The organism is Pseudomonas fitomaticsae (genome assembly GCF_021018765.1).
Taxonomy (GTDB): domain Bacteria; phylum Pseudomonadota; class Gammaproteobacteria; order Pseudomonadales; family Pseudomonadaceae; genus Aquipseudomonas; species Aquipseudomonas fitomaticsae.
Genome location: NZ_CP075567.1, coordinates 494,316 through 506,388, shown reverse-complemented (window position 1 = coordinate 506,388; position 12,073 = coordinate 494,316). Strand labels below are relative to the sequence as shown.

The 12,073-nt window shown below is 61.7% G+C and carries 10 protein-coding genes; 7 read left to right on the top strand and 3 right to left on the bottom strand.

Features of this window, described 5'->3' with window-relative positions:
- Complete coding sequence (locus KJY40_RS02230) at positions 1-2,226, bottom strand: TonB-dependent receptor (RefSeq protein ID WP_230734720.1); 2,226 nt, start codon at positions 2,224-2,226, stop codon at positions 1-3.
- 206 nt (positions 2,227-2,432) lie between these two features.
- Here KJY40_RS02230 and KJY40_RS02225 point away from each other — a divergent pair, with 206 nt between their 5' ends.
- Positions 2,433-3,470 (top strand): LacI family DNA-binding transcriptional regulator, encoded by a 1,038-nt coding sequence (locus KJY40_RS02225; protein ID WP_230734718.1) that lies wholly within the window; start codon positions 2,433-2,435, stop codon positions 3,468-3,470.
- 198 nt (positions 3,471-3,668) lie between these two features.
- The gene (locus KJY40_RS02220) at positions 3,669-3,929 is read left to right on the top strand and encodes a hypothetical protein (protein ID WP_007952727.1); all 261 of its coding nucleotides are present in this window, start codon (positions 3,669-3,671) and stop codon (positions 3,927-3,929) included.
- Positions 3,930-3,953: 24 nt separating this feature from the next.
- Here KJY40_RS02220 and betT read toward each other — a convergent pair whose 3' ends face one another.
- A complete protein-coding gene (gene betT / locus KJY40_RS02215) occupies positions 3,954-5,915 on the bottom strand; it encodes a choline transporter BetT (RefSeq protein WP_164872166.1) in 1,962 nt (653 codons plus the stop codon).
- Positions 5,916-6,203: 288 nt separating this feature from the next.
- Entirely contained in the window at positions 6,204-7,130 is a 927-nt protein-coding gene (epsC, locus tag KJY40_RS02210; RefSeq protein ID WP_007952730.1) for a serine O-acetyltransferase EpsC, read from the bottom strand.
- Positions 7,131-7,320: 190 nt separating this feature from the next.
- Between epsC and KJY40_RS02205 the strand changes: the two genes are divergently transcribed.
- From KJY40_RS02205 to KJY40_RS02185, 5 genes are all read left to right on the top strand, one after another.
- Positions 7,321-8,325: a D-cysteine desulfhydrase gene (locus KJY40_RS02205; RefSeq protein ID WP_230734716.1), complete on the top strand. Its 1,005-nt coding sequence runs from the start codon at positions 7,321-7,323 to the stop codon at positions 8,323-8,325.
- Positions 8,326-8,571: 246 nt separating this feature from the next.
- Positions 8,572-9,372, top strand: coding sequence for a cystine ABC transporter substrate-binding protein (gene tcyJ / locus KJY40_RS02200; RefSeq protein ID WP_230734714.1), 801 nt, complete (start codon positions 8,572-8,574; stop codon positions 9,370-9,372).
- Positions 9,372-10,037: a cystine ABC transporter permease gene (tcyL, locus tag KJY40_RS02195; protein ID WP_007952735.1), complete on the top strand. Its 666-nt coding sequence runs from the start codon at positions 9,372-9,374 to the stop codon at positions 10,035-10,037. Before tcyJ ends, tcyL begins: the two co-directional genes overlap by 1 nt.
- Before the next feature lie 4 nt (positions 10,038-10,041).
- The gene (tcyN, locus tag KJY40_RS02190) at positions 10,042-10,791 is read left to right on the top strand and encodes an L-cystine ABC transporter ATP-binding protein TcyN (RefSeq protein WP_085684197.1); all 750 of its coding nucleotides are present in this window, start codon (positions 10,042-10,044) and stop codon (positions 10,789-10,791) included.
- Between the two features lie 455 nt (positions 10,792-11,246).
- Positions 11,247-12,011 (top strand): hypothetical protein, encoded by a 765-nt coding sequence (locus KJY40_RS02185; RefSeq protein ID WP_230734712.1) that lies wholly within the window; start codon positions 11,247-11,249, stop codon positions 12,009-12,011.
- Positions 12,012-12,073 lie beyond the last annotated feature (62 nt).

Genomic DNA, 12,073 nt, shown 5'->3' with positions numbered 1-12,073 from the left:
TCAGAAGTCCTTGCGCAGTTGCACGCCGAAGTAGCGCTCGTCGTCGCGAGGCACAGCGCGGTAGATGTAGTTGCCACCGCTGGCGAGCAATGGCGAATACGACTTGTCGGTGAGGTTCTTGCCCAGCAACGCCACGCGCCAGCCATTGGTGTAATCGGCCAGGGCGACGCTGGCGTTCCAGAGGCCGTAGGCGCCCTGTTTGGTGTCGGCGTTCTGGCTGATGTCGTACTGCACTTCGCTCTGCCAGCTGTAGTCGGTGCCGAGTTCGATATCCAGGCCGTTCTCCAGCGGGATGGTGTAGTCGGCCCGCACGTAGCTTTTCCAGTCCGGGCTGAACGGCAGCGGCTTGCCGTTGACGTTGCACGACGCCGCCGCGCCCGCCGGGCAGGCGAACTCGTCGATGCGGGCGCGGGTGTAGGCCAGCGCGCCGGAGAACTTCAGTTGCTGGGTCGCTTGCAGAGCGAAATCAAGTTCCACGCCCTCGGTGCTGACGCTGCCGGCGTTAATCAGGCGCGTTACGACTTGCCCGGCGACGGTGTCGAAAAAGTTTGCCTGGTAGTTGTCGTAGTCGCTGTGGAAAACCGCGAGGTTGGTGGTCAGGCGATTGTTCCAGCTTGAGGCTTTGATCCCCGCCTCCCAGGTGTTGGAGGTTTCCGGTTTCAGCGCTTCGGTATCGCGCGGCTGCATGTTGAAGAACACGTTGTAGGCCGGGCCTTTGTAGCCGCGCGAGTAGGTCAGGTAAGTGGTGACGGTATCGCTCAGGTCGTACTGCAAACCGAGCCGGCCGGACCAGCCGTCCTCGTCCACCGAACCGGAACTGCGGGTGGCTGGCTGAATGCCGCTGACGGTGGTGGCGGAGGTGGAAACACGACGGTGATCGTATTCAAGATCGTCGTGGGTGTAGCGCAGGCCGGCGATGCCACGCAAGTTCGAAGTGAAGTTCAGCGTGCTCTCGCCGAACACCGCGTAGCTGTCGCTGGTGGTGCTGTAATCGGCGACGCCGCGATCAGTCCGTGTGGTGGTGGTCAGCGTGCGCTGATAGGTTTCCTCATCCTTGCCGTGCATGTAGAACAGGCCGCCGACGTATTCGAGGAACTCGCCTTTCGGCGACGCCAGGCGCAGCTCCTGCGAGTACTGGTCGAAGGCCAGATCGCCCTTGTCCGCCGTGCCGGGGAACGCGGCCGTTACCGTGCCGAGGCGGTCGCCATCCTGATACTGAGTGTTGTCCCAGCCACGCCACGCGGTGATCGACGTCAGGGTGTAATCCCCCAGTTGCCAGTCGAGCTGGCCGGACAGGCCTTTGTTGGTGTCTTCGACGTGGCTGCGGGTGTCGGTGTTGATGTCGCGATTGTGGCTGGTGGCACTCACCGGACTCAGCGCGTTGGCGAAGGCCGGGGTCAGTGCCTTGGTCACGACGCCGTTGGGTCCGTCATCGTGGGACTGCATGTAGTCGGCGATCAGGGTGAAGGTGACGTCGTCGTTCGGAGTGAATTCCAGTTTGCCGCGCACGCCGCGATGGTTGTAGCCGTTGACCTCCTGGCCGTTGTGCTGGTTGTCGACGTTGCCGTCGTAAGTGCCGAACAGCGTGCTGATCGAGCCTTTGAGCGTGTCCGGAATCAGGCTGCCGCCGATACCGAAACGGGTGCGGCTTTCGTTGCCGCTGTAATACGACTGATCGATGTAGCCGTGGGTCTCGGCGGTCGGCGCCTTGCTGGTGATGTTCAGCACGCCGGCCGAGGCGTTCTTGCCGAACAGCGTGCCTTGGGGGCCGCGCAGGACTTCGACGCGTTCCAGGTCCAGCAGATCCAGAGTGGACTGGCCGGGACGTGCATAAACCACGCCATCAATCACCGTGGCCACGGTCGGCTCGACGCCCGGTGAGGTGGAAATCGTCCCCACGCCGCGCACGAACAACGAGGTGTCCTTGTTCGATGCGCCGCTGCGGAAATTCAGCGACGGCACTTGCTGGACAATGCTCGCCACGCTGTTGCGGTTGTCGCGCTCCAGTTGCTCGCCGTCGATCACCGACACCGCCACCGGCACCTTTTGCAGCGACTCTTCGCGGCGGGTGGCGGTGACCGTGACGGACTTGAGTGTCGGCTCCTGATCGGTGCTGTCGGCGGCGAACGCGGCCGGCAGCGGCAGCGCGGCCAGCCCGGTGAGTAGCCAGCCCGCAGCGCGGATCGATTGCGCCAGTTTATGTGTCGCCCCAGGAATGTTGTGCATGGTTGCCCGCTCGAAAAGTTGCCCTGAACCGCTGCCGTTCTGCGACGACAGCGCCTGTCTCGGTGTCTTGGGCATTCGCTCGAGCGAGTAGCAGACAACGCGCATTGTTAGCGCTAACATCGCCAGTATTGGCAAGCCGGACATAGACCGTAAAATACTGAAAAATTACTTTTATATGCGTTTTGGTTTTTAAGAAGGATCGAGCCTTGAGCGAAGAAAAGCCCCGCAAACGCCGTGGCGCCGGTCGCGTGACCCTCAACGCGGTGGCACGCCAGGCCGGTGTTTCGGCGATTACCGTATCGCGCTATTTCAACCAGCCGGAACAGGTCTCGCCCGAACGCCGCGAACGGATCGCGGCGGTGGTCGCAGAGCTGGGTTATGTGCCGAACCTGGTGGCCGGCGGGCTCGCCTCGGCGCGGGGGAAAATCGTCGGCATGGTGATCCCGAACATCTCCGGGCCGATCTTCGCCAACACCATTCAGGGCTTCAGCGACACCCTCAGCCGTCACGGCTACCAGCTACTTCTGGCCTCGAGTTACTTCAGCACCGAGCAGGAAGAAAACGCGGTGCGGGCCTTCCTCGGTTGGTCGCCGGCGGCGCTGGTAGTCACCAGTCACTTCCACAGTCCGGGCACGGAAAAGATGCTCGCCGAAGCGGATATCCCGGTGATCGAAACCTGGGATTACCAACCGGATCGCGAGCCGATGCAGATCGGCTTTTCACACTTCGAAGTGGGTGCCAGCGCCGCTCGTTATCTGCACGGCAAAGGCTATCGGCGCATCGCGTTCGTGCAGAACAGCGCACCCGGCGACTTCAGCGCACTGGAACGCCGCGACGGTTATGCGGCGACCATGCGTGAGTTAGGCCTGGAACCGTGGGTATTCGCACCGGACGCCAATCGCGCCCCCTTCGAGGCCGGCAAGCAAGCAATGGAAGCGCTGATGAACGCCTCACCGCGCCCGGACGCGATCATCTTCGCCAACGACAACCTCGCCGCCGGCGGCCTGCTCGCCGGGCAACGCGCCGGCCTCAAGATCCCCGACGACTGCGCCGTCCTCGGCTTCGGCGACTACCCGTTCGCGGAGATGCTGCTGCCCAGCCTGAGCACCATCAAACCGCCTGCGCTGGAGATCGGCGTGTTGGCGGCGACGCGGGTGCTGGAAAGTTTGGGCGTGCTACCGAGTGATGAGGTGCAGCGACTTAATCTGCTGCAGTGCATGGTGATTGAGCGGGAAAGTACCTGACGAATATGGCGTGGGCTGGATTGACTATGCTCTAAATGAAACCGAGGTGGCGCCTTCGCGGGCAAGCCCGCTCCCACAGGGTTCTCCGTCGTCCACAGATTTTGTACGCAACACAGAACCTGTGGGAGCGGCGGTGCGACGATTCGACTTGCCCGCGAAAGCGTCCGATCAAACACCGCACATTCCACAGGCGCGACCATGCACACCGCAATCATCATCTTCTTCGGCCTGATTCTGCTGGCGCTGATGTTCTACATCGGCGAGCGCATCGGCTTCAGTCGGCAGACGCTGGCCTATGGTTTCGCGGCGTTGTGGCTGGCGTTGACGGTGATCAATGGTGCGGTCGGCGTGGTGCACGCCGGGCAGCCGCTGGGGTCGGAGATTGCGATCGGCAGCGCCGTGTATGGCGTGCCGCTGGCGGCGATGGTGTTGTTCATGGTGCTGAGCGCCGAGACCTGAAAGCGTCCCGGCACCCTGCCCCGATCAACGCACCAGATGCAGGAACTGCATGTGCCGTTCGTACTGGTCGAGGATGTCGTTGATGATCTGCTCTTTCGTGTATCCGACCAGATCGTAGTCCTGACTGCCCTCGCTCAGATGCACTTCGGCGCGGTAGTAGCGGCGATTGTTGAGCTGCTTGGAACCCATGCCACCACGGGCAAACGACGGCGTGAAGTAGCCGCGCATCTGCACCTGGTAGATGAACGGGTGCTGCTCGCCGTGACCGATTTCCAGGCTGACGCTGTCGTGCGCCGGATCGGGTTGCGTCACGACATTCAGCCCCTTCTCGGCGAACACAGCCGTCACTTCTTCGATGGCCGGTTTCACCGTGGTGTCCATGAAACGGTACACCTCGTCGCGCGACGGGAAGTGCACGGCCTGGCTCAGACGCTGGCGCCAGCCGCCCTTGCCCCGCCGTGAACCGGACACCGGCGCCAGCGAATGCAGTTGCGCGATCTGCTTCTGCGACTCCAGGTAGAACGCCTTATGCAGGCCCCACATCATCAGTAGCAGAATCAGCGAGAACGGCAGCGAGGTCAGCACCACCGCCGACTTCAGCGCATCGATGCTGCCGGAGAACAGCAGCGCGCTGGTGATCAGTGCAGTCATCGCGCCCCAGAACACCCGCAGCCATTTCGGCCCGTCTTCATCCGGGTTGCCACCCTTGGCCGACAGGGTCGAGAGCACCACGGTGCCGGAGTCGGCGGAGGTGACGAAGAACACGAAGCTGATGAACACCGTCACCGCGATGACAGTCTTGCTCCACGGATAGGTTTCCAGCAGCAGGTAAAGGGTCATCGACGGGTTGTCGAGGGCCGACATGCCCAGCGCCGACATCCCGTGATTGAGCACCTGGTCGATGGCGCTGTTGCCGAAGATCGACATCCACGCCAGGGTGAAACCGAGCGGAATCAGCAGCACGCCGAAGACGAATTCGCGGATGGTCCGGCCACGGGAAATCCGTGCGATGAACAGGCCCACGAACGGCGACCATGCAATCCACCAGGCCCAGTAGAACACCGTCCAGCCGCCGAGCCAGTCGCTCGGTTTGTCGTAGGCGTAGAGGTCGAAACTCTTCATCGGCAACGCGCCGAGGTAGTCGCCCAGGTTCTGGATCAGGGTGTTGAGCAAATGCTGGGTGGGGCCGGCGAACAACACGAACAGCAGCAGCGCACAGGCCAGCAGCATGTTGATGTCGGACATGACCCGCACGCCTTTATCCACACCGGAGACGGCGACGATGATCGCTGCGCCCATCATCAGCGTGATCAGGCCGACCTGAATCCACTGGGTGTGGGCGATGCCGAACAGGTAGTCCAGACCGGAGTTGAGATGGAGCACGCCGAAGCCCATGTCCGCACCGAGGCCGAACACCGTGGCGATAATGCCGAAGCCGTCGACCGCGTAGCCGATGGGGCCGTTGATGCGCTTGCCGATCAGCGGGTACAGCGCCGAACGCAGGGCAAGCGGCAGGTTATGCCGGTAGGCGAAATACGCCAGCGCCATGCCGACGAAGGCGAACACGCCCCAGCCGTGCAGGCCCCAGTGCAGAAACAGGATCTGCATCGCCTGACGCGCCGCCTCCGCCGTGCCGGCCTCGCCTTGCGGCGGCTGGAGCATGTGGGTCAGCGGTTCGGACACGCAGAAGAAAAACAGCGTGATGCTGATCCCGGCGGCGAACAGCATGCCGGCCCAGGACAGGTAACTGAATTCGGGTTCGTCGTGGTCGGCACCGAGTTTGATCTTGCCGTAGCCCGATAACGCGGTGACCACCACGAAGACCAGATACAGGGTCATCGCGAGCATGTAGTACCAGCCGACCGTATTGGCCGCCCAGTTTTGCGCTTCGAGAAGCCAGGCGCCGGCCTGTTCCGGCATGGCGATGACTGTGAGGCCGAACAGCAGGATCACCGTCGCGGCGAACCAGAACACCGGCGGATTCATGCGCACCAGACCGCTGGCGGGGGTGGACGATGCACTCATGAACGGTGCACCTCAAGGGGTTGGAAAATGGCTGAAATGATCGGACTCAGCAAAGGCAAGCCTCCTGTTGTGAGCGGGCAGCGAACCGCCGGTTTAACTTGAATGAACGTTCAAGTTAAACATGGATAGCACGCTAAGGACTAATCGCAGGGCTCAGCGGTACCTTTCGTACGCTAGCTCAAGGAGGGGTATGACGCTTTAGTGAGAGCGATCGTTCCCGCCTTGCGCGGGAACGATCAGGCGCAACCGTTACTTCTGCGTCCCGTCATCATGCTGCAGATTGGCCTGGGTCAGGTTGCACCCGGCCGGCACGCTGCGGGTCAGCCACACGTTGCCGCCGATGGTCGAGCCTTTGCCGATGGTGATCCGCCCCAGGATCGTCGCCCCGGCGTAAATCACCACGTCGTCCTCGACGATCGGATGCCGTGGATGCCCCTTCTGCAACTGGCCGTCCTCGTCCGCCGGGAAGCGTTTGGCGCCGAGAGTCACCGCCTGATAAATCCTGACGCGCTCGCCGATGATCGCGGTCTCGCCGATCACCACGCCGGTCCCATGGTCGATGAAGAAACTGCGGCCGATCTGCGCGCCCGGGTGAATATCGATGCCGGTCGCCGAGTGGGCGATTTCCGAGCTGATCCGCGCCAGCAGCGGCAGGCCCGCGCGATACAAATGGTGCGCCAGACGGTGGTGGATCACCGCCAGAATCCCCGGATAGCACAGCAGCACTTCATCAACGCTGCGCGCCGCCGGGTCGCCGTGATACGCCGCCAGCACATCGGTGTCGAGCAGGCTGCGCAGGCCCGGCAACGCGAGGGCGAAATCCTGGATGATCCTGATGGCTTGAGCCTCGACTTCAGTGTCGGCCTGGGCACTGTGGCGGGCGACGTAACGCAGCTCGAGTCGTGCCTGGGCCAGCAGCGCATTCAGCGCGACGTCGAGGGTATGGCCGACGTAGAAATCCTCGCTCTCCTCACGCAGATCCACCGGCCCCAGCCGCATCGGGAACAACGCGCCGCACAGGGCTTCCAGGATTTGCGCCATCGCGTCACGGGACGGCAATTCGCGCCCGCCCTGCTCGCCGGAAGCACGGCCATTTTGTGCCCGCCACTGATCCCGCGCGGTACGCAGCTGGCTGACGATGGTCTGCAATTGCCAATGGCTGGAACGCTCGCTCACGGTAAAGACTCCTCACGGGCGGCCGGACTGTCTGGCCGCGTCAACGGCGACTACTTTACGGCAACCCCACCGGCGCGAATTAAGAACCGATAGTGCTGGCCTAAGCACGTTTGGCTATAAGCGATTGGCGGTTGCCCCGGTAAATCGGCGTGCCTATAGTCCTGACATCTCCTTGCATCAGTACGGAACCATGTCCACACAACCGATCAAACAACAGCTGGATCGCTTTAACCGCCTCGACCTGCTCGGCCAACCGACCCCACTGGAAAAACTCGAGCGCCTGTCCACCTGGCTCGGCCGCGATGTCTACATCAAACGCGATGAACTGACGCCTTTGGCCATGGGCGGCAACAAGCTGCGCAAGCTTGAATACCTCGCCGCCGATGCCCTCGCTCAAGGCGCGGACACCCTGATCACCGCCGGCGCACTGCAATCGAACCATGTTCGCCAGACCGCCGCGCTGGCCGCGAAACTGGGGCTGGGCTGCGTGGCCCTGCTGGAAAATCCGCTGGGCACCGATGACAGCAACTACACCGGCAACGGCAACCGCCTGCTGCTGGACCTGTTCGACACCAAGGTCGAACTGGTCGACAACCTCGACAACGCCGACGAACAACTGGCCGCCCTCGCCGTGCGCCTGCGCAGCAACGGCAAGAAGCCGTATCTGGTGCCGATCGGTGGCTCCAACGCCCTCGGCGCGCTGGGTTACGTGCGCGCTGGCCTGGAATTGGCGGAACAGATCAAGGACACCGGCCTGCAATTCTCCGCCGTCGTTCTGGCCTCGGGCAGCGCCGGCACTCACAGCGGTCTGGCGCTGGCCTTGAGCGAAGCCCTGCCGCAACTGCCGGTGATCGGCGTGACGGTATCGCGCAGCGAAGAAGATCAGCGTCCGAAAGTCCAGGGTCTGGCCGAACGCACTGCCGATTTGTTGGGCGTGGCGTTGCCGGTAAATTTCAAGGTCGAACTGTGGGACGAATACTTCGGCCCGCGTTACGGCGAGCCGAATGCCGGAACCCTGGCGGCGGTGAAACTGCTGGCGAGCCAGGACGCCGTGCTGCTCGATCCGGTCTACACCGGCAAGGCCATGGCCGGGCTGCTCGACGGCATCGGTCGCGGGCGTTTCGACGACGGCCCGATCATCTTCCTGCACACCGGCGGCGCCCCGGCGTTGTTCGCGTACAAGGACTTTCTGTAGGCCTGAGCGCGTTCCCGCGCCCGACGTGGGAACGCTCAGCGTCAGCTCGAATGCATATTCATTAAAGAAATAACAAATGGAAAATTCATTATTTTCCATTCTAAAAGAACCGTCATATAGTCTCGCCGCAGGCGAATTTCGCGAGAGACGCATAAGCTGCTTTAAGGCAGGATAGCGCTGTCGTCCAATTCCCGGATTCGCCAACTTTCCTTAAGCGTCTTCCATAAGAAAACACAGGGGCTTGTCATGATTCTTTCCGCACTACGTCGAAATCTGCTGGTAGGTTCGCTGGGCCTGGCACTGAGCGCCGGTCTGCTGGGGCAGGCGGTTGCCGGTGAGCAACTGCAACAGATCAAGGACAAAGGCGTTATCAACGTCGGCCTGGAAGGCACTTACCCACCGTTCAGCTTCGTCGATGCCGACGGCAAGCTGTCGGGTTTCGAAGTCGAGCTGTCCGAAGCCCTGGCCAAGAAGCTGGGCGTGAAGGCCAAGATTCAGCCGACCAAATGGGACGGCATCCTCGCAGCCCTGGAATCCAAGCGTCTGGACGTCGTGGTCAATCAGGTGACCATCTCCGAAGAGCGCAAGAAGAAGTATGACTTCTCCGAGCCGTACACCGTTTCCGGGATTCAGGCGCTGGTGCTGAAAGACAAGGCAGCCGCGCTGAACATCAAGTCCGCCGCTGACCTGTCCGGCAAGAAAGTCGGTGTGGGCCTGGGCACCAACTACGAGCAATGGGTCCGCGCCAACGTGCCGGGCGCCGACGTGCGCACCTACGACGATGATCCGACCAAGTTCGCCGACCTGAACAACGGCCGTACCGACGCGATCCTGATCGACCGTCTGGCGGCACTGGAATACGCCAAGAAAGCGCCGAAAACCGTCGCTGCCGGTGAGGCCTTCTCGCGTCAGGAAGCCGGTGTTGCCCTGCGCAAAGGCGAGCCTGAACTGCTGGCCGCCGTGAACAAGGCCCTCGACGAACTGCGTGCCGACGGCACCCTTGAGAAGCTGTCCACGAAATACTTCAACGCTGACGTCACCAAATAATGGAAGAAGCTTTCCAACTCGCACTGGACTCCGCGCCCTTCCTGTTGAAGGGCGCGTACTACACGGTAATCCTCAGCCTGGGCGGCATGTTCTTCGGCCTGCTGCTGGGCTTTGGCCTGGCGTTGATGCGCCTGTCGCGTTTCAAGTCGGTCAGCTGGCTGGCCCGCATCTACGTGTCGTTCTTTCGCGGCACGCCGTTGCTGGTGCAACTGTTCGTGATCTATTACGGCTTGCCGCAATTGGGCATGGAGCTCGACCCGCTGCCGGCGGCACTGATCGGCTTCTCGCTGAACATGGCCGCCTACGCCTGTGAAATCCTGCGGTCCGCGATCGGTTCGATCGAACGCGGCCAGTGGGAAGCCGCTGCGAGCATCGGCATGACCCGCGCGCAGACCCTGCGCCGGGCCATCCTGCCGCAGGCGATGCGCACGGCCTTGCCGCCGCTGGGCAACAGCTTCATTTCGCTGGTCAAGGACACCGCACTGGCCGCCACCATTCAGGTGCCGGAGCTGTTCCGTCAGGCGCAACTGATTACCGCCCGGACTTTCGAAGTCTTCACCATGTATCTTGCCGCCGCGCTGATCTACTGGATTCTGGCCACGGTGCTCTCGCACTTCCAGAACAAGTTGGAAGAGCGGGTCAATCGGCACGACCAGGAGTCCTGACCCCATGATTGTCGTGGAAAAACTGACAAAGCAGTTCAAGGGTCAAGTCGTGCTCAACGGCATTGATCTGGAGGTGAAGGAAGGCGAGGTCGTTGCAATCATCGGCCCCAGCGGCTCGGGCAAGACCACGTTCCTGCGCTGCCTGAACTTCCTCGAACAACCCACCAGCGGCCGGATCAAGGTCGGCGAGATCGAAATCGATACCAGCCGCCCGCTGAACCAGCAGCAGAGTCTGGTGCGCAACCTGCGCCAGCACGTGGGCTTCGTGTTCCAGAACTTCAACCTGTTCCCGCACCGCACCGCCCTGGAAAACGTCATCGAAGGCCCGATCGTGGTCAAGAAGACGCCCCGCGACGCAGCCATTGCCCTGGGCAAGAAGCTGCTGGCCAAGGTCGGCCTGGCGGGCAAGGAAGACGCCTACCCACGGCGCCTGTCTGGTGGCCAGCAACAGCGCGTGGCGATTGCCCGGGCGCTGGCGATGGAGCCGGAAGTGATCCTGTTCGACGAGCCGACTTCGGCCCTCGATCCGGAACTGGTGGGTGAAGTACTGGCGACCATCCGCGGCCTTGCCGAGGAGAAACGCACCATGGTGATCGTCACCCACGAAATGGCGTTCGCCCGTGACGTGGCCAACCGCGTGGTGTTTTTCGACAAGGGCGTGATCGTCGAACAAGGTGAAGCGAAAGCGTTGTTTGCCAATCCGAAAGAAGAGCGCACTCGACAGTTCCTCAGCAAGTTCAGAAACAACGGCTGATCCGTAAACTTTCCCGAATACAAACTTCCACGGATGGAAGTTTCGCCTCCACCCTCTCGAATAAAAACTTAATCAAGTGACTGCATTACATATATATGTCCTGCAACAGTCTCGCCGCGATTAAAGTTCGCCCCTCCAAATTTCCAGCTATACAAACCGACCAACGACAGAACAATAAAATCCGGCAAAATCTGTGGCCCGATTCGCCAGGCAGGATAGGTAGAGTGCTTTATCGGCGTAGGAAGCTTCTGATAAATCCGTAATTCTTCAATTAACTAATCCTCTCCGTTGACACGCCATTCAGCGAACTTTTATCTAGTCACTCATCGCGCCCCACAACATTACCAAGACCCGATAACGAATGACCGAACGACCCTGTTTTTATTACCGGGCAATTCACACCATTTGAACTTTCAGAAACGGATTTCGCTGCAAGGCTTCAAGGAGAGGACTTCATGACCCGCACTTCGCACATCCCCGAACTGGCCGCGCCGAGCCTGGCGCCATCCCAAACCAACGGCATCAACCTTGCGGCAGCGGCCCACCTGCTGGTCGATGTATTGCCTTATCCGGACATGGACACCGGCGATCTGATCGAACTGTTCTGGAACAACTGCTATGTCGCCTCTCACGTGCTGACAGCGCAGGACGTCGCCGCCCCGGTCAGCCTGCGGGTGCCGGAAAGTTTTATCGCCAGCGGCTCGTCACGCATCCACTATCGGGTCATGCGGGTGGGTCACGGACCATCGCTGTCGGCAGCCGCGCGGGTCACGGTCAAGCTCGACTGCCCCGGTGGACAGCCCCCGGCAGTGTGCGGCGACGAAAACCAGCAACTGGCGCCGGTGACACTGCCCGACACCATTCGCCGTCAAGGCGTCAACGCGAACCAGATCAAACGCGGCGTACCGCTGACCATCGAGCCGTATCTGAACATGGCCGAAGGCGATGCCATTACCTTGCGCTGGGGCGATGTACGGATGGACCTGGCGCGCATCACCCCGGCCGATATCGGCAAGCCGATCCAGGTCTGGGTGCCGCCGGCGATCATCACCGAGGCCGGCGAGGACCTGCGGCTGGACGTGACCTATTGCATCCTTGACCGGGTCGGCAACAACTCGCGCTGGGCGCCGCCGCGAACGCTGAAGATCGGTTGTGTGAATCCCTACCTCAAGGTGCCGCTCAAGGAAACGCTGAAGGCAGCAGAGCCGCAAAAAAAATGAGCATCGATGGTCGGTGAGGGACGACTTCCTTCGCCGCCGCACACTTAACCAATCGGACCACG